The sequence below is a fragment of the Sphingomonas sp. BL-S-30 genome, assembly GCF_055521475.1.
The window spans coordinates 4871488-4889597 of sequence record NZ_CM145481.1 but is presented as its reverse complement, the minus strand read 5'-3'; the positions used below and the strand labels follow the sequence as shown (position 1 = coordinate 4889597).

Genomic DNA, 18110 nt, shown 5'->3' with positions numbered 1-18110 from the left:
CGCAACACCGACGGACAAAAAAGGGGCGGATCCCGAAGGATCCGCCCCGATTTTTTCGTTCTGCGTGGCTTAGAAGTTGAACTTCGCGCCGGCGCGGAACTGACGGCCGAAGATGTTGTAACCGGCCTGAACCGGGTTGTAGAGATACGCACCATAGGTGACCGGATCGACATCCGGCATCGCATTGGTCAGGTTGAGCACGTTCGCATAGAAGGTGAACTGATCGTTGACCTTAACCGAGAGATTCGCGTCGACTGTGATGTACCTTGCGACACGGCAGCCCGTGTAGCCCGGCGACAGACCGCAGTCACCATACCCAGTGCCCTGGTCCATCGCCGACAGGTCATAGCCCGAAGTATAGTTCACGGTCCCGGTCAGAGCGAACTGGTTGTATTCCAGCGTGTTCCGCCAGTTGCCGCGCCAGCGGAACGTGCCCGAGCCAGCGGTCAGGTTGAAGTTGCCGAGCGTGTCGACATAGGTTTCCTTCGTGCCATCCGGGAAGGTCGTGCTGAGCTCCAGGATCAAGCTCGCGTCGAGGTTGGAGGTCCACTTGACCGCGCCAAGATCAAATTTCGCGTTGGCGCCGAAATCGATGCCTTCCGATTTGATCGTGTTGGCGTTGATCAGCGACGACTGAACGAACGCGATACGCGGCTTGACGGTCGGGTTGTTGATGTCCGGCGCATCAGCGATGACGTTATAGCCGGCCGGGATCGGCTGGCCGGCATAATAGGCCGCAAGGGCCGGTGCCGAGGACGGCGAGGTGATCGCGCCAGTCTTCTTGATGTTGTAATAGTCGACCGTGAACGAAACGTTGCGCATCGGCTCGAAGAGAATACCGGCGGTGAAGCTGCGCGACTTCTCAGGCTTCAGGTTCGGCGAGGCGAGCGTCGTCAGGCCGATCGAGTAGTTGGTGAGATAGGACGGGCAGGTGCTGGCATCCGCACCGCAACCATAAAGAGCGCGGAAGTTCGCCGGGATGTTGGCGGCAACCTGCGACACGTAACCGGTCGTCGGCAGGGCGTTGGCCTCGCCGAAGGACGGGATACGATAGCCCTTCGAATAGGTGCCGCGGAGCATGATCTGGCGGATCGGCTTCAGCTTCACGCCGAACTTCGGCGAGAATGCGCTCTGGCCCGACGAATAGTGATCGTAACGGCCCGAGGCGTTCAACTCGATCTGATCGATGATCGGGGCGTTCAACTCGTAGAAGGCCGAGGAAACGGTACGGTTACCCTTGGTGCCGAACGCGTTGAGCGTGAAATAACGCTGGGTCGGGCCATTGACGTCGGAGTTCGCGCTGGGCGCATCCACCGCCTCGTAATAGACCGATCCGCCAACGCCGAGCTGCAGGGGGCCGCCCGGGAGCTGCGCCAGTTCCTTGCCCAGGCTGATCTGCCCCTGGAACAGGTCGGACGACGAGTTCGTGACGTTGTCAGGCGTCAGGTAATCCTGCGCGGCCTGGCTGTTCGCACGGGGATTGACGAAGTTGTAGGACCCGTCGTTCACCACATCGAGCAGGTGCTGGATGTACACATAGCCACGCGACGTGCGCTTCAGGTCGGTGTGCATCGCCGTGAAGTCGACCTTGTAGCTGATGCCGTCGAACACATCGCCGGACACACCGGCAGCGGCGCGGTACACGCGGCTGCGCGTCAGGTTGCTGGTGACCTGCGGGATCGTGCCGATGACCAGCGCGCGCTGGCCGGCAGCCGCGAACGGATTGTTTGGATTGAGCGTACCGTTGGTGGCGGTGCAGGCCGCGATCGTGCCGCGCGGGCAGACATAGGTCGGCAGCGACAGGACGAACGAGCCGGGTGCACGGATCGCCGCGGCGCTCGACGTCGAGAACTGCGGATAGAAGATGCCGGTCGGCGCGTTGGCACGAATGCTCGGCGGGCCGCCGTCATAGGACGTGCTGGCCTGCTGGAAATTGCCCTGGAAATAGCCTTCCGTATTGTCGCCGAGCATCGCGGTGACCTTGAACGAGGCCCCGAAACGCTCGATGTGCGGTGCAACCGTGCCATAGTTGCTGACGCCGTCTTCGCGGCAGACGGTGGTCGGCAGGTTGGCGTTGAGCGACGGTACGCGATCCGCGGCAGTCGGGTTATAGGCAACGCCGGCGTTGCAGACGCCGGGGTTCAGCAGCTGGTACCGCGTTCCCGTGACTGCCGTGTTGGTCTGATCCGCCGGGCGGACATAGATGTTGGACAGGTTGAAGTTGCCGTCCGCCTGCGCGGTCAGCACGCCGTTATTGGGCAGCACGCCGTTTTCGAGGCCATAGGCCTGGCCGTTATGACCGCCGATGCCCGTCTGGTCCGACGAGTTGAACGGATATTTCAGGTCGCGATTCTCGACTTCCTCGGCGCGATAATAAAAGCCGCTGATATAGGCATTGAAGCCCTTCTCATCGAGATCGCCGATGCCGGCGGTCAGCGACAGGCGCTGGTTGCCGCCGAAGCCGCGCTCCGCGACGCCGGCTTCCGCGCGGCCCTGAACGCCAGTGACCGAACGCTTGGTGATGATGTTGACCACGCCCGCGATCGCGTCTGCGCCGTAGGACGAGGACGCGCCGTCGCGCAGCACTTCGATCCGCTCGACGATGTCGTCCGGGATGGTGTTGAGATCGACGAAGTTGCGCGAACCGTCATCGGCCAGCGGATAATAAGCGGCGCGCAGGCCGTCGAACAGAACCAGGGTCGAGTTGGTCGACAGGCCGCGCAGCGAGACCGACGACGCACCGCCGGCGAACGCGCCGTTGGCGGTGAAGGAGTTGCCGAGCGCCGGACCGTTGTTGGACGACAGCTGCTGGATCGCGTCCTGCACGGTGTTGATGCCGCGGGCGTCCATCGCCTCAGTCGTCACGACCGTGACCGGCGACACCGTCTCGGTGTCGGTGCGGCGGAACAGCGTACCGGTCACGACGATGTCGCTACCGTCGTCCGCAGCAGCCGTCTGGCCTTCCTGCGCGGCCGGAGCCGGGGTCTCCTGCGCGAACGCAGGGGTGGCCGCCAGCACCAGCGCGAACGGCGCAGCGGTGGCGAGCAGACGCGCCTTACGCGCGAAATTGTCTGGATTGATCACGAATTTTTCCCTCGCTTGACCCCTCCGGCCGCTTTGCGCGGTCCGGCAAGGTGATTGCCAAGCCCCCATCGGCCGCACGCAATACGGCCCCAAGAGACATGGCGATGTGATGGGGCAAGCCGTCAGTTTCTGTAAAGGTGGCATTCATCTTCGCTGCGCTGCTTTCGCCCTAGCTGTATCCAAAAAGACACAGAAACGACGCGTTTCGGCAGCAATCGGCCGGTATCGCAGGATACCGTGCTGCGCCTGCGAAGGCCTGACTTGCTATGGAGTAACCGGCATCGGACCCGCCACGAGCAGCGGATCGATGCGGGAATCGCGCCACTTCATCCCCCAGTGGAGATGGGGTCCGGAGGCCCGGCCGGTCATGCCGATCAGGCCGACGGGCTGGCCGCGCCGCACCTTGTCGCCGACCCGGACGGTGATCTTCGACAAGTGCAGGAACGCGGTGTTCAGGCCCATGCCGTGATCGATCATCAGCAGATTGCCCTCCAGCGTGAAGGGATGGTCCGCGGCGAGAATCACCACCCCGTCAGCGGGCGCGACCACGATGGTGCCGGTCGGACGGGCGATGTCGAGCCCGGAATGATAGCTGCCCGCTTCGCCATTCTTGTAGATGCGCTGCGACCCGAACAAGGTGGAGATGCGCCCCGTCACCGGCCAGATGAACGGCCCGCGCCAGCCGTCCGCATCCGTCCCGATCCCGCGCGCGGCGGTGATCTGGGCAAGCTCGGCCGGGCGCAGTTTCTCGAACTCGGGCTGCGGCACCGGATATTTGGGCACGGTGTCGAGCTTCGAAATGTCCCAGGCGCGCGGCGCGACCGTCAGTGTGTCGCGCACATCGCCGCCGCGGGCCAGAGTCGCCACCAGGCTGGCGGTCGGTTTCGCGTCGCGGTCGAACGCGATCAGGAACCGGCCGTCGGGCGCGACCGGGATGGCGGTGCCGTCGAAGGTGAGCTGGCTGGTGCCGGCGGGCGCGATGCCGATCACCAGGCCGCCCTGGATCATGCTGCCCGAATAGCTGAAGCGCGCCGGAACCGGGGTCGGCCAGGGCGGGACGGTCGGCGCGGCTTGCGGGCTTGCCACGGGCTGCCCGACCCCGGGCGCCGCCGGCGACGCCCTCACACAGCCTCCGGCGACGATCAGCGCGGCGATTCCAACCACACCGCGCCAGGCTGGCGTCATTGCGGCGCCATCGCCTGCATCGCCAGTTCCGGGGTCGCATAGGGCTCCTGCCGCGCGACGCTCCAGTAGCGCAAATCCTCGAGCGCGATCCGCTGGCCTGAGACCGCGCAGACGACATGGTCGCCGGTCGCGAGCACGCGGAAGCCATTGGCCATGTAATGAAGCCGCGCCGGGCGATCGCTGTTCGACATCAACATCGTATTTCCGCTCACAAAAGGCTCGGCTGTTCCGGGCTTGCCTTGTCATATGTCTTGCCGCCCGCCCGCTCAACCCGCGCATCGACGGGCCCGTCGCGGAAGTGGAGCGTGATGGCCCCCGCCGTGCGCGCGGCCGCGCTGGTGGTGACGACGGCGCCCGAGGGCCGCGCCGAGACGCGGACATAGCCGCGCTCCAGCAATTTGTCGGGATTGAGCGATTCGGCCAGTCGCCAGGTCCGGTCGAGCCGGGTCTGCGCATCCTCCAGCCGGCGCTCCAGCACCGACAGGCGGAGCGCGCCGGCCGAGCGGTCGAGCACGCCGCGCGCGAGGGTCACGCGCCGTTCGAGCCCGCGGTCGAGCCGTGCGCTAAGATCGTCGGCACGCTGGCGCTGCGGCCCGAGCAGCGCGTCGCGCTTCGGGATCACCCGCACCAGCGCCTCGAGCCGTTCGCGGCCGCGCTCGTGATAGCGCCGTGCGCAGCGTTCGGTCCGCTGGCCCATCGCCTCCAGCGTCAGGCGAAGATCGGCGAGGACCGGCACTGCCATCTCGGCGGCGGCGGTCGGCGTCGGGGCGCGCAGGTCGGCGGCGAAATCGGCCAGCGTCGTGTCGGTCTCGTGCCCGACCGCCGAGATGATCGGGATCGAACAGGCAGCGATGGCGCGCACCACCAGTTCCTCGTTGAACGCCCAGAGATCCTCGATCGAGCCGCCGCCGCGCGCGACGATGACCAGATCGGGGCGCGGCACCGGCCCGCCCGGCTGAATCGCGTCGAACCCGCGCAGTGCCGCGGCGACCTCGGCCGCTGCGCCGTCGCCCTGCACCTTGACCGGCCAGACCAGGACGCGGGTCGGGCAGCGATCCTCCAGCCGGTGCAGGATGTCGCGGATCACGGCACCGGTTGGCGAGGTGATGACCCCGATCACCCGGGGCAGATAGGGCAGCACCTTCTTGCGCGCATTGTCGAACAGCCCCTCGGCGGCGAGCCCGGCCTTGAGCTTCTCCAGCAGCGCCATCAGCGCGCCCTCGCCCGCCAGCTCCATGCGCTCGATCACGATCTGGTATTTGGAGCGGCCGGGATAGGTGGTGACCTTGCCGGTCGCGATCACCTCGATCCCGTCCTGCGGCTGGAACGGGATGAGCGCGACCTGGCCCTTCCAGATCACGCCGTCGATCACGGCGCTGTCGTCCTTGAGGCTGAGATAGGCATGGCCCGAGGCGACGCGCTTGTAGCCTGAAATCTCGCCGCGCAGCCGGACATGGCCGAACTCGCCCTCCACGACGCGCTTGAGCTTCAGCGCCAGTTCGCCCACGCCGAGCGGCGCGGCGTTGTCGCCCGGCATCTGCTCGGCTACGAGCCGCCCGGTCTTGTCGTCGAGATCGTCGTAAAAGGGGTCGGTCATGAATGTCCTGCTGATCGGCTCCGGTGGCCGTGAACATGCGCTCGCGTGGCGCCTCGCGCAATCGCCGCGCCTCGGCAAGCTGTTTGCGGCGCCCGGCAATCCGGGCATCGCCGAGCATGCCGATCTGGCCGATCTCGACCCGGCGGATCACCGCGCGGTGATCGATTTCTGCCACCGCCAATCGATCGGCCTGGTCGTGATCGGCCCCGAAGCGCCGCTGGTCGACGGGCTTGGCGACAATATCCGGATGATGGGCATTCCAGTGTTCGGCCCGAACAAGGCGGCAGCCCAGCTCGAAGGATCGAAGGGCTTTACCAAGGATCTGTGCGCGCGCGCCAACATTCCGACCGCCGGCTATGCCCGCGTCACCTCGCGCGACGTAGCGCAGGCGGCACTCAGCGAGTTCGGCCTGCCCGTGGTGGTGAAGGCGGACGGGCTCGCCGCCGGCAAGGGCGTGACGGTCGCGACCACCCGCGCAGAGGCCGAGGCAGCACTCGACGAGCTTTTCGCGGTGCGCGGCGCCGAAGCCGTCATCGAGGAATTCCTCGATGGCGAGGAAGCCAGCCTGTTCGTGCTCACCGACGGCGAGGCGATCCTGGTGTTCGGATCGGCCCAGGACCACAAGCGCGTCGGCGACGGCGATACCGGCCCCAATACCGGCGGGATGGGCGCGTACAGCCCGGCGCGCGTGCTGACGCCCGAGCTGGAGCAGCAGGCGATCGACACGATCATCCTGCCCACCGTGGCGGCGATGAAGGCGGCCGGCATGCCCTTTTCGGGCGTGCTGTTCGCAGGGCTGATGCTCACCGCCGACGGGCCCAAGCTGATCGAATATAATGCCCGCTTCGGCGACCCCGAATGCCAGGTGCTGATGACCCGGTTCGAGGACGACCTGCTCGACCTGATGCTCGACACCGCCGAAGGCCGGCTGGCCGGTCGCGCGCCGTTGCGCTTCTCGACCGACACCGCGCTGACCGTGGTGATGGCGGCCAGGGGCTATCCCGGCACGCCCGAGACGGGCGGCGCGATCGCCGGGATCGATGCCGCCGAGGCGCTGGGTGCGCGCGTCTTCCAGGCAGGCACGCGCCTCGACAAGGGCAGGCTCGTTGCCTCGGGCGGGCGCGTGCTGGCGGTCACCGCGACCGGCGCGGATATCGCGACGGCGCAGGCGGACGCTTATCGCGCGGTCGATGCGATCGACTTCCCGACCGGCTTTTGCCGCCGCGACATCGGCTGGCGCGAGGTCAATCGCGCCCGTTGATCTGATTGATGGTTGCGGCGGGGCATTTCTTACGATGCGATCATCCCTGTTCCGGGGAGAAAACAGGGAAGGACTTTTTTCCGTCCGAATTAGAGCCCTCTTTCGGGGCAAAATCGCCGTAATTCCTCTTTATAATCAGGTATTTGATGTCCGTTTCCCTGTTATTCGACAACAGGGAACGGGGGCCGGCGTAACAGCGAAATTCTACCGGCGAACAGGGAACCGCCCCTCCCCCGCAACAGAGTGCGTTCGACCAGGTCCGGACACGGAGAAAGCACCGCAGCGGCATCGCCCACCTCAGCCGTCACGCTGCGCTATTCCTGCGAAAAATTGAATCAAGGTCTCTGGATTTGCCGGATCGCTTGGCAACGTGCGTATTATGTCATACCATTACATAAAGGGAGAGTATGTAGGGAGAGAGCCCATGAGGTTTCGCCCCGCGATCGCTTCCGGTTCGATCAGTCTGTTGCTTACGGCCGGATTGATCAGCCTGTTGATCACCTCGTCATCGCGGCCGCCGATGCACGCGCGCTGGCGGGCAGCTAGCAGCACATCTGGCGGCAGGAATTCGTCAGGCTGACCCGCCTCGCCGACAGGAAGCGCGCGGGCGAGTGACGATCCGGTGGCGTTGCCCGGCCATCCTGCGATAGGGATGGGCGGCAACCCACGGAGCCGAAGCATGGAAACGACCGCCCTCCTGATCCTGATCGCGCTGCTCGCGATCGTCGTGATCGCCGGCATCATCTGGGGTATCAAGCTCCGGCGCGAGCGCCGCGCCGCCGACGATATCGTCACCGAGAACCGCGCCGCGGCCGAGCAAGGTTCGCCCGGATCGACCGTGCCGCCTGCTGTCGCGCCCAGCCCGCCGCCGCTCGCCAACGAGCCGATCGTGGCGGCCGCCGCGTTCGATGCGACGCCCGCCTCGATCGCGGTGGAGATGGCCGAACCGGTAGCCGAACCTGCCCCCGCTCCCGCACCGGCACCTGCCTCCGCCAACTTGACTCAGCTCAAGGGGCTCGGCCCCAAGCTGGTCACCACCCTGGCGGAGCTCGGCATCACCCGGATCGACCAGATCGCCGCGCTGACCCCCGAGGAGGCGCAGGATCTCGACGCGCGGCTGGGCAATTTCCGCGGCCGGCTGGCGCGCGACCGCTGGATCGAGCAGGCCCGCCTGCTCGCCGCGGGCGACCGCGCGGCCTATGAGGCCGAGTTCGGCAAGCTGGGTTAGAACAAGATAAATTCAGGTCGACCCGTTCATCCACTCGTCCGTTCGTCTTGAGAGACAGGTGGTGCCGCCCGGAACGGTGCCTCGATACGAGCCCTCGATACGCGCCTGCGGCGCTACTCGGTCTCTACTCGGCACGAACGGACGAGGAGACGGGCAGCCCAGCTGAAAGCCTTCCCGGCCTAGCGCTTCTTCTTCGCCTCGCTGACCAGCAGCTTGTCGATGCGCCGGCCATCGAGATCGACCACTTCGAATTTCCAGCCCTGCTCGATGAAGCTTTCGCCCTCGCCCGGCAGGTGGCGGAACACCGCGAGCGCGAGGCCGGCGACCGTCGCATAGTCGCGATCCTCGGGTAGATCGATGCCGAGCCGTTCGGCCAGCGCATCGACCGCCATCTGGCCCGCGACGAGCAGCGACCCGTCGTCGCGCTCGACCACCGACGGCGCTTCGTCCGGATCGGTGTCCGACGCGAACTCGCCGGCGATTGCCGCGAGCAGATCGGCGGGCGTCACGATGCCTTCGAAATGACCGTACTCGTCATGGATCAGCGCCATCGGGACTTCGGCCTGGCGCAGGGCATCGAGCGCGTCCATCGCGTCGATCTGGTCGATCACTACCGGCGCCTGGCGCATCAGCACGCGCAGATCGAGCGGCTCGCCCTTGAACAGCGCCACCGCGATGTCGCGCGCCTGGACCACGCCGATCACCGCATCGACCGATCCGTCGGCGACCGGCATGCGACTGTGCGACGCCGCCATCAGCGCGGCGCGGATGCCGGCATCGTCGAGCGTCGCGTCGATCCATTCGACATCGGTGCGCGGCGTCATCACTTCGCGTACCGGCCGGTCGGCCAGGCGGACGACGCCCGAGATGATCGAGCGCTCATGTTCCTCGATCACGCCCGACTTGCTGGCCTCGGCGACGATCAGATGAAGCTCTTCGGCCGTCACATGATCCTCGGTCTCGCGCTTCAGCCCCATCAGGCGGAACAGCGCGCCGCTCGACGAATCGAGCAGCCAGACCACCGGGGCGGTGCACCAGGCGAGAGTCAGGAGCGGACCCGCCATGAGCGCGGCGATCGGTTCGGGGGCCCGCAGCGCGATCTGCTTCGGTACCAGTTCCCCGACGACGAGCGAGGCATAGGTCGTGATGGCGATGACGATGCCGAAACCGACCGTCTGCGCGATCTCGTCCGACAGGCCGAGAAAGCCGAGGCGCGCCGCCACCGGCCCACCCAGGCTTGCGCCCGAATAGGCACCGGCGAGGATGCCGATCAGCGTGATGCCGATCTGCGTGGTGGAGAGGAACTTGCCGGGATCGGCCGCCAGGGCCAGCGCCGTACGCGCGCCGCGCTTCTTCGCGCGTGCCATCGCCTCGAGCCGCGCCTTGCGCGACGAGACGATCGCCAGCTCCGACATCGCGAAAACGCCGTTCAACACGATCAGCGCGAAGATGATCGCGACGTCGATCCAGGGGAAGGGGGGAAGCGGTGCCATGGCGCGCTCCAAGTCTTTGGCGGGTTTCTCGCGCCTGCACAACCGCCTGTGACACGGAAGTTCGAATCGGAGGCGGAACAAGCGGGCGGCCAGGCGTGTTGAAACGGGGCAAAGCGGCGCCTCAGCGCGCCGCGACAGGGAGAGAATCATGACGCTGTCACATCGGGCGCTCGCCGCCACCGCCCTTGCCGCCCTGATGGCGACGAGCGCCTGCACCACTGACCCGGTCACGGGCGAACGCCGCATCTCCAAGGCGGCGATTGGCGGAATCGGAGGGGCGCTCGGCGGTTATCTGCTCGGCGATATCGTCGGCGGCCGGCACGACCGGACCGAGAAGATCGTCGGCGCCGGCATCGGCGGCATCGCGGGTGCCGGGATCGGCGCCTATATGGACAAGCAGGAACGCGATCTGCGCGCACGCACCGCCGGCACCGATGTGCAGGTGATCCGGCAGGGCGACGACCTGATCCTCAACATCCCGTCGGGCATCAATTTCGCCTATAACAGCGCGGCGGTCGCGCCGCAGTTCCAGCGCACGCTCGATCAGGTCGGGCAGGTGCTCGGCCAATATGACCGCACCTATGTCGATATCTACGGCCATACCGATTCGACCGGCAGCGAAGCCTATAACCAGGACCTGTCGGAACGCCGCGCCGGATCGGTCGCCGACTATCTCGAGACGCGCGGCGTGAAGTCGGCGCGAATCGGCATCCGCGGTTTCGGCGAGCTGCAGCCGATCGCCTCGAACGATACCGAGGCAGGTCGCGCGGCGAATCGGCGCGTGGAGATCAAGATCGTGCCGATCTCCGAGAGCGATGTGCGGTAAAAGACTGCCTCTCCCGCCCGGTAGAGGCCGAGAACCGTCTTTCGAGAAGGGAGAGGGCTCGGTCGGAACCGGTCGTGAGGCTCGAACTGGCCGTTCCGACCGAGCCCTCTCCCTCGCTGCTGCGCAGCTTGCCCTCTCCCGAAAGGGAGAGGGCGATGATCAGCGACGTGCCGCGAAGAAATCCCTGAGCAGCGTGGCCGCCTCGCCTTCGCCGATCCCGGGATAGATTTCGGGCCGGTGGTGCACGGTCGGCTGGGCGAACAGCCGCGGGCCATGTTCGACCGCCCCGCCCTTGGGGTCGCCGGCGCCGTAATAGAGGCGCGCGATGCGGGCATGGGCGATGGCGCCCGCGCACATCGCGCAGGGCTCGAGCGTCACCCACAGATCGCAATCGGACAGGCGATCGCCGCCGATCGCCTCGGCCGCCGCGCGAATCGCCAGCATCTCGGCATGGGCGGTGGGATCGTGAAGCGCGCGCGGCGCGTTGGCCGCGACCGCCAGGATCTTTCCATCACAGACGATCGCTGCGCCGACGGGCACTTCCCCGGCGGCAGCAGCCTGGGCGGCGGCGTCGAGCGCGGCGCGCATCGGGGCAGGAATCGGGAACATGCCGCCCCTTTGCCTCAGCATCGCCGCCCGGGCCAGCCCGGCGGCGATGCTCAAGGGGCGCCGACGCTTACCGCGCGGTGTTGGTCGACGCGTCGACGGGCTTGTTCACATTCACCGTCGGCACGCTGATCGTCTTCTCCACGGTGGTGACCTTCGGCACCTCGATCGTCTTGTTCGCGGTGCCGACGCTCACGGTCGCGACATTGGCATCGACCGTTGGCGCGGCGCCCCCATTGACGCTGACCTGGGGCAGCGAGCCCGGCGTGGTCTTGAGCGTCAACAGGCCGAGCGACAACATCACGACGACGACGACGGCGGCGATTCCAACCAGAGCTAACAAGGCGCGCATTGGCATTCTCCAAAAACGAGGCAATCGAATCGTTACCGTAATCAACTGACGGGGGCGCACTAGGTTGCATCGGCGCATCAGGATGCACGGGAATGCGTGAATCGGTTGACGCATCGTCCCGTTGCGGCTATCCGCGCCGCCTTTACGGGACCAGCCAGCACGGTCTGGCCGAAACTCAGGAATACGACTCATGTCGCGCATTTGCGAACTGACCGGCAAGGGCCGGCTGGTGGGAAACAACGTCTCCCACGCCAACAACAAGACCAAGCGTACCTTTCTGCCGAATCTGCAGAACGTCACGCTGATGTCCGAAGCGCTGGGCACCAGCGTCAAGCTGCGCGTCTCCACGCACGGCCTGCGCTCGGTCGAGCATGTCGGCGGCCTCGACAACTGGCTGGTCAAGACCTCGGACGACAAGCTGTCGCTTCGTGCCCGTCGCCTGAAGCGCGACGTCCGCAAGAAGCTTGGCACCGTCGCGGTGGCCGCTTAACCTTTTCGATCGAATCGAAAAACGCCGGCCTGCTTCCCCTCGGGGAGCGGGCCCGTTGCGTTTCAGCCCAGCCCCCCGTCGAATCGGGGCGGCCGACTCGGGGTCGGCGAATCGGGCTCGAGCCTGAACTTGAGCAACAGGCTGCGCTGCAGGAACAGCTTATTGTCGTCGGACACGATCCAGACGATCGTCGCCTTGCCCTCCCGCGTCACCGCCATCCCTTCGAAATTATCGTGGACCATCGGGCTGGCCAACGTCGCGATCTCGCGTCCGCGCACGACAGCGCCCGGGCGAATCGCCCGTGAATCGATCAGGACCAGCTTGGTCGAAAAGGCGAACGGGACCGCGAATCGACGGTTGAGCACGAGCAGCCTGCCATCGGGCAGCACCGCCATGTCGCTCGGATCATAATGCGCCGGCGGGATATAGCTGAAACGAAAGCCGCGATCGGGCCGGTCGACCGGATCGCCCGAGAAGCGAATCGCCGCCCTGCCCCTGCGGCCGGGCCAGGGCTCCCGCTCCCCGATCACGATGAATCCGCCATCGGGCAGACGCGCCATGGCCTCGGCCCCCGAATTGACCGGCCAGTCGGCCATGGCGCGCGGAACGGCATGTGCCTCGCCGCGCGCCAGCCCCGGTGCAAAGCGCCAGATCGCGTTCGCCCGCTCGAACCCGACCCAGAACCGGCCGGTGATCGGGTCGGCCGTCATCGATTCGCTGTCGCGGTCTTCCTTCAGCCAACCAGTACCGGGCCCGGCAGCAAGATTGGCAAAGGATCGCTCGCTCAGGCGCCCATGCGAATCCAGGCGGAAGCGCACCACATTGCCGCCGTCGCTGAGCAGGGTGACGCGATCGCCCAGGACCGCCATCGCCGAGAACCCGCCAAAGGCCGGGTCAGGGCTCGTCAGTTCCACGCCGCCGAGCCAGGTCAACTGCCCCACGCGGTTCAGTGCGGGATTTGCCGGGTCCAGGGAAACGCGCTTTGCTTCGAACGCCGGGTCGCCGCCGAGCAGGGCCAGCCTCTTTTCCCCCATCCATGGCGGCGTCAGGAACAGCAGCAGCAGGACGGAAGTGAGGATGCGCATCGCCGCCGCCCTGATCGACCCGGCGCACCGGCGCAACCGCGATCGGCACCTGAACGTCCGCTAACGACTCCATTCAGGACGAGCTCAAACCGACTCACCCATAAGGGCTCCAACGACACGGCATTCAGAGGAGACTCGCCATGTTCAAGAAACTTTCCCTGGCCGGTGCGGCCCTCGCGATGAGTGCCACCGCCCTGATCCCCGCGACGCCCGCCGCCGCGCAGAATTACGACCGCCATTATCGCGGCGACCGCTACGACAACCGTTACGACAATGGCTATCGCGATTACGATCGCGGCTATCGCGACGATCGCGGCTACGACAATCGCCGGAGCTATCGCGGCTATAACCGCAGCTACCGCGCGCGCTGCAACAACGACACTGGCACGGTGGTCGGCGCGATCGCCGGCGGCCTGCTCGGCAACACCGTCGCCGGCCGTGGCGACCGCCTGCTGGGCACGGTGCTCGGTGCCGGTGCCGGCGCGCTCGCCGGCCGCGCGATCGATCGCTCGGACGATCCGCGCTACTGCCGCCGCTAACGGAATCCCTCGCGTGGTGTAACGAGGGCGAGGGCCGGTGCCGCAAGGTGCCGGCCCTCAACTTTTCGGGGGTGCCGGGTCCAGGCATATGAGCGGCACCTGATCGTAACTGCCCGCTGGAAGTCCCTTGTGTTCCCGCGAACAAGAAGCGCGCGCCGGCGGCAAAGCCGCCGTCGGTCGGGTTGGGCGAGCCCACCCGCCGGCCGTGCCGGGCGCTGCGCTTCGCGCATCGGGGTCGTCGTAACGACCCCTGCGCCCGTCAGTACATATGTTGCCCGCCATTGATCGACAGCGTCGACCCCGTCACGAACCCGCCTTCCTCCGAACACAGGAAGGCAACGCCCCGCGCGATCTCGTGGGCCTGGCCGAGCCGCCCTACCGGAATCTTCGCCACGATCTTCTCCAGCACATCGGCCGGCACCGCCGCCACCATGTCGGTGTCGATATAGCCTGGCGCGATCGCGTTGACCGTCACCCCGGCGCGCGCGCCTTCCTGCGCCAGCGCCTTGGTGAAGCCGTGAATGCCCGATTTCGCGGCGGCATAGTTCACCTGGCCATATTGGCCGGCCTGGCCGTTGATCGACCCGATATTGACGATCCGCCCCCATTTGCGCTCGCGCATGCCGGGGAACACCGCCTTGGCCATGTTGAAGCAGCCACCCAGATTGGTGTCCATGACTTCCTTCCACATCTGGTAGGTCATCTTCAGGATCGTGCCGTCGCGGGTGATGCCGGCATTGTTGACCACGACGTCGACCGGCCCGAGCTCCTCGGCGACTCTGGCGCAGCCCTCCTGGCAGGCATCGTAATCGCCCACGTCCCACTTGTACGCGGCGATGCCGGTGCGTTCGGTGAACTCCCGGGCGCGCTCGTCATTGCCGGCGTAATTGGCCGCGACGGTCATCCCCATGTCCTTGAGCGCGAGGCTGATCGCCTCGCCGATTCCTCGGGTGCCGCCGGTGACGATCGCGACGCGTGCCATATAGATCTCCTGGGGTTCAGATATCGTGGCGGAGGCTAGGCGGGCCGGTTCCAGCCTTCAAGCTCCCGTTGCAGCAATGTGCGCAACATTTCCATGCCCACCGCGCTGTCGTTGAGGCAGGGCAGATAGGCGAAATCAGTGCCCCCGGCAGCCAGGAAGCTCTCCCGCCCGCGAATGTTCAGTTCCTCCAGCGTCTCCAGACAGTCGGCGGAGAAGCCCGGCGAGACGATCGCAACTTTCGTCACGCCCTTGGCCGGCAATGCCTCGAGCGTGCGGTCCGTCGCGGGTTCGAGCCATTTGGCGCGGCCGAAGCGCGACTGGAACGCGACGATCAGCTCGCGCCCCATGGCCTCGCCCAGCAACCGCGCCGTCTTGCGGCAGTGGCAATGATAGGGATCGCCCAGCGCGAGCGTGCGCTGCGGCATGCCGTGGAAGCTGGCGACGATCGCCTGGGGTTCGAAATCGAGCGCGGCGAGCGACGCCTCGACCGACGCCTTCAGCGCGGCGATATAGGCCGGATCGTCATGATAGGGCGGCAGGGTGCGGATCGCCGGCTGCCAGCGCATGCCGGCAACGGCCGAAAAGGCCTTGTCGTTCGCAGTCGCCGTCGTTGCTGCGCAATATTGCGGATAAAGCGGCGCCAACAGGATCCGCTCGCAGCCCGCGTCCTTCAGCGCTTTCAGCCGGTCGGCGATCGCCGGATTGCCGTAGCGCATCGCCCAGTCGACCATCACCCCGGGGCCGAACGCGCCCTGAAGCGCCGTCGCCTGCGCCCGGGTGATCGCGGCGAGCGGCGAGCCGTCCTCGCGCCAGACCAGACCATAGGCATGCGCCGACTTTTTCGGGCGCGTATTCAGAATGATACCGCGCAATATCGGCTGCCACAGGACAGGCGATATCTCCACCACGCGGCGGTCGGAGAGGAATTCGCCCAGATAGCGCTTCACCGCCCCCGCATCCGGCGCGTCGGGCGTGCCAAGGTTGATCAGCAGCACGCCGATCCTGGGTTCGGGAATCGCCGGGTGTGCGGTGGGGAGGGTCATGCTTCGCCGGGCATCAGGGGGAGGGTGCGCATGCGGAAACCCGTAGAGGCCTGGAGCGCATTGGCAATGGCGGGGGCGACCGGCGGCACGCCCAGCTCGCCGACGCCGCCGGGATCGGCCTCGCTGCGGATCATCTCGATCGTGATGTCGGGGGTATCCGCGAGGCGCGGCAGGCCGAGATCGCCGAAGCTGCGGGCATCGCCGACATTCTCGGTGAAGGTCGTGGCGCCGCCCAGCGCCGCCGCCATGCCGAAGATCAGCCCGCCTTCGATCTGCTGGCGCACCACGTCGGGGTTGATCTGGCGCCCACAATCCACCGCCGCGACGATCCGGTCGACCACCGGCCGCTGGCCCTCGTCGATATGCGCCTCGGCCAGCACCGCGATATGGCTGCCGCGGAAGCTGTGACAGGCAATGCCCTGGCCGCTGCCCTGGATGCCGCCTTCCCAGCCGCCAAGCGATGCGGCGGTCGACAGGCACCGCGCCAGCCGCGCATCGCCGCCGAGCATGCCGATGCGGAACGACAGCGGCTCCGTCCCCGCGACATGCGCCAGCTCGTCGAGGAAACATTCCGTGAAGAAGCTGGTATAGCTGTGCGCGCCCGAGCGCCAATGGCCGGTCGGCACGCCGATCTCGGCCGGGTGATGATCGACCGCGTAGGACGGGATGCGGTAGAAGGGCCTGGCCCCGGCGACGGCATAAGCATCACCCACGCCCGGCAGCGCCAGCGCGGCCCGCGCCGCCTTGTCCGCGCCCATCAGCCGCCCGGCCAGCTCGCGCCCGGTGGTCGGGGCGGCGATCTTGGCGAGCCAGCCGAGGATCTGCCCATTGGGCCCGAGCCGCGCCGACATGCGCGCCGCGGCGGGCGGACGATAGCGGTCGTGCGTCAGATCCTCGCTGCGCGACCAGACGAGCTGGACCGGGCGCTTGAGCTTCTCGGCGAGGATCGCTGCCTGTTCGGCGGCGAGATGTTCGAGATTGGCGCCGAAGGAGCCGCCGATCAGCATCGGATGGACGACCACCTTGTCCTCGGCAATGCCAAGCACCGCCGCCGCCGCCGCGCGGGCAAGCCCCGGCGCCTGAGTCGGCAGCCATAATTGGAGCCGGCCGTCGCTGTAATGCGCGGTGGCGGTCATCGTCTCGACCGCGGCATGGACCGCGAGCCCGGCGCGGTATTCGGCGGTGACCAGGCGCGCGCCCTTGAACGCGGCCGAGAGATCGCCCGCGGTCGCCATACGCTCGCCGGGTCCATCGAGCGCCGCGGTCAGAGCATCGTCGATGCTGGTCGAATTGACGATCGCGCCGCGCGTCTCGAAGCGCGGGCGCATCGCCCCCAGCGCCTGGTTCGCCGCCCACCAGTTGTTGGCGATCGCCGCGACCCAATTGTCGTTGGTCGCGACGGACAGCACGCCCCGGATGCGATCGGCGGCGGCAAGATCGACGCTGAGCAGCTTCGTATCGCCGACCGGCCCCTGACGGATCGCGGCGAACACCATGTCGGGCAGACGGACGTCTCCCGCGAAATTGGCCGAACCATCCACCTTCGACGGTACGTCGAGCCGGGGCAGCGACTGGCCGAGCAGGCGATTCGTGTCGCCGCTGCGCAGCGGCAGCGGATTGGGCAGCGATCCGCCGACCGCCTCGGCGGCGAGGTCCCCGAAACGCAGCCGGTCGGCGCCGTGGATGACGAAGCCGCCGGCCGTGCCGCAGGCCTGCCAGTCGACCTTCCAGCGCTTCGCCGCCGCCTTGCACAACAGGACGCGCGCGGCGGCCCCGGCATCGCGCAGATCATTCTCGAACGCCCGGATCGACGTCGAGCCGCCGGTCAGCACCAGCGCGGTCCGCGCCGCATGGCCGGAGCGCAGCGGCGCCGGCAGCGCGTCGAACACGCCCTCGAACAGCACGTCCGCCGCCATCGCATTGGCGTAGAGCGGGTTGAGCGGCGCCGGCTGCACCGCGACGGTGCGCCAGTCGGCGCCAAGCTCGTCGGCGAGGATCTGCGGCAGGGTGGTATAGACGCCCTGGCCATGCTCGGCCTGCGGCACCGCGACGGTGACATGCCCGTCCGTGCCGATCTTCAGCCAGGCGCCGAAGATCGTCTCGCCCTTAGTCGCGGTGAGGTTAGGCGCGTAGCTGCGCGGCCAGACGCCCCAGGCGACCAGCAGGCCGACGCCAACGCCGCCCCCGATCAGCAGCGTGCGCCGGTCGATGTCGGGGAGTGCGTCGCGGACCGCCATCATGCTGCTCTATCGTGCGGCGAGTATTGGGGAAAGGCCCGCCCCCTCACCCGTTCGTTTCGAGCGCAGTCGAGAAACAGCCCCAGGTGCTTTCCAGGGTGT

The 18110-nt window shown here is 67.1% G+C and carries 17 protein-coding genes; 5 read left to right on the top strand and 12 right to left on the bottom strand.

Annotated elements, in window-relative coordinates:
• Positions 1 to 69: 69 nt before the first annotated feature.
• The 4 genes from ACZ1I5_RS22960 to xseA form a co-directional block, all read right to left on the bottom strand.
• Positions 70 to 3084 (bottom strand): TonB-dependent receptor domain-containing protein, encoded by a 3015-nt coding sequence (locus ACZ1I5_RS22960; RefSeq protein WP_465171537.1) that lies wholly within the window; start codon positions 3082 to 3084, stop codon positions 70 to 72.
• Positions 3085 to 3348: 264 nt separating this feature from the next.
• Positions 3349 to 4269, bottom strand: coding sequence for a M23 family metallopeptidase (locus tag ACZ1I5_RS22955; protein ID WP_465171536.1), 921 nt, complete (start codon positions 4267 to 4269; stop codon positions 3349 to 3351).
• On the bottom strand, positions 4266 to 4466 hold the full coding sequence (locus ACZ1I5_RS22950; RefSeq protein ID WP_465171535.1) for a DUF2093 domain-containing protein: 201 nt from the start codon (positions 4464 to 4466) through the stop codon (positions 4266 to 4268). Before ACZ1I5_RS22950 ends, ACZ1I5_RS22955 begins: the two co-directional genes overlap by 4 nt.
• Positions 4467 to 4477: 11 nt before the next feature.
• A complete protein-coding gene (gene xseA / locus ACZ1I5_RS22945; protein ID WP_465171534.1) occupies positions 4478 to 5866 on the bottom strand; it encodes an exodeoxyribonuclease VII large subunit in 1389 nt (462 codons plus the stop codon).
• On the opposite strand from xseA, the gene purD reads away from it, so the two are divergent.
• Complete coding sequence (purD, locus tag ACZ1I5_RS22940) at positions 5865 to 7127, top strand: phosphoribosylamine--glycine ligase (protein ID WP_465171533.1); 1263 nt, start codon at positions 5865 to 5867, stop codon at positions 7125 to 7127. The genes xseA and purD overlap by 2 nt on opposite strands.
• A 390-nt stretch (positions 7128 to 7517) precedes the next feature.
• On the opposite strand, the gene ACZ1I5_RS22935 is transcribed toward purD, so the two are convergent.
• Entirely contained in the window at positions 7518 to 7808 is a 291-nt protein-coding gene (locus tag ACZ1I5_RS22935; protein WP_465171532.1) for a hypothetical protein, read from the bottom strand.
• Between ACZ1I5_RS22935 and ACZ1I5_RS22930 the strand changes: the two genes are divergently transcribed.
• Positions 7807 to 8355, top strand: a complete 549-nt coding sequence (locus ACZ1I5_RS22930) for a helix-hairpin-helix domain-containing protein (protein WP_465171531.1) — start codon at positions 7807 to 7809, stop codon at positions 8353 to 8355. The genes ACZ1I5_RS22935 and ACZ1I5_RS22930 overlap by 2 nt on opposite strands.
• A 179-nt stretch (positions 8356 to 8534) precedes the next feature.
• Here the strand turns inward: ACZ1I5_RS22930 and ACZ1I5_RS22925 are convergent, their stop codons facing one another.
• Positions 8535 to 9848 carry a hemolysin family protein gene (locus tag ACZ1I5_RS22925; protein WP_465171530.1) on the bottom strand — a complete coding sequence of 438 codons (1314 nt, stop codon included), beginning with the start codon at positions 9846 to 9848 and terminating at the stop codon, positions 8535 to 8537.
• 148 nt (positions 9849 to 9996) lie between these two features.
• On the opposite strand from ACZ1I5_RS22925, the gene ACZ1I5_RS22920 reads away from it, so the two are divergent.
• Positions 9997 to 10674: a YiaD family glycine zipper/OmpA-like lipoprotein gene (locus ACZ1I5_RS22920; protein WP_465171529.1), complete on the top strand. Its 678-nt coding sequence runs from the start codon at positions 9997 to 9999 to the stop codon at positions 10672 to 10674.
• Positions 10675 to 10833: 159 nt separating this feature from the next.
• Here ACZ1I5_RS22920 and ACZ1I5_RS22915 read toward each other — a convergent pair whose 3' ends face one another.
• Complete coding sequence (locus tag ACZ1I5_RS22915) at positions 10834 to 11262, bottom strand: nucleoside deaminase (protein WP_465174031.1); 429 nt, start codon at positions 11260 to 11262, stop codon at positions 10834 to 10836.
• Positions 11263 to 11350: 88 nt separating this feature from the next.
• Positions 11351 to 11632, bottom strand: a complete 282-nt coding sequence (locus tag ACZ1I5_RS22910) for a hypothetical protein (protein WP_465171528.1) — start codon at positions 11630 to 11632, stop codon at positions 11351 to 11353.
• A gap of 190 nt (positions 11633 to 11822) precedes the next feature.
• On the opposite strand from ACZ1I5_RS22910, the gene rpmB reads away from it, so the two are divergent.
• Positions 11823 to 12122 (top strand): 50S ribosomal protein L28, encoded by a 300-nt coding sequence (rpmB, locus tag ACZ1I5_RS22905; protein ID WP_272624386.1) that lies wholly within the window; start codon positions 11823 to 11825, stop codon positions 12120 to 12122.
• A gap of 62 nt (positions 12123 to 12184) precedes the next feature.
• On the opposite strand, the gene ACZ1I5_RS22900 is transcribed toward rpmB, so the two are convergent.
• The gene (locus ACZ1I5_RS22900) at positions 12185 to 13207 is read right to left on the bottom strand and encodes an esterase-like activity of phytase family protein (protein ID WP_465171527.1); all 1023 of its coding nucleotides are present in this window, start codon (positions 13205 to 13207) and stop codon (positions 12185 to 12187) included.
• Positions 13208 to 13347: 140 nt separating this feature from the next.
• On the opposite strand from ACZ1I5_RS22900, the gene ACZ1I5_RS22895 reads away from it, so the two are divergent.
• On the top strand, positions 13348 to 13746 hold the full coding sequence (locus ACZ1I5_RS22895; RefSeq protein ID WP_465171526.1) for a glycine zipper 2TM domain-containing protein: 399 nt from the start codon (positions 13348 to 13350) through the stop codon (positions 13744 to 13746).
• A 259-nt stretch (positions 13747 to 14005) separates the two neighbouring features.
• On the opposite strand, the gene phbB is transcribed toward ACZ1I5_RS22895, so the two are convergent.
• The 3 genes from phbB to ACZ1I5_RS22880 are packed head-to-tail and all read right to left on the bottom strand — an operon-like array spanning position 14006 to position 18008.
• Positions 14006 to 14728, bottom strand: coding sequence for an acetoacetyl-CoA reductase (gene phbB / locus ACZ1I5_RS22890; protein ID WP_465171525.1), 723 nt, complete (start codon positions 14726 to 14728; stop codon positions 14006 to 14008).
• 35 nt (positions 14729 to 14763) lie between these two features.
• Positions 14764 to 15771 (bottom strand): ferrochelatase, encoded by a 1008-nt coding sequence (gene hemH, locus ACZ1I5_RS22885; protein WP_465171524.1) that lies wholly within the window; start codon positions 15769 to 15771, stop codon positions 14764 to 14766.
• On the bottom strand, positions 15768 to 18008 hold the full coding sequence (locus ACZ1I5_RS22880; protein ID WP_465171523.1) for a xanthine dehydrogenase family protein molybdopterin-binding subunit: 2241 nt from the start codon (positions 18006 to 18008) through the stop codon (positions 15768 to 15770). The genes hemH and ACZ1I5_RS22880 overlap by 4 nt, the downstream gene beginning before the upstream one ends.
• Between the last annotated feature and the right edge of the window lie 102 nt (positions 18009 to 18110).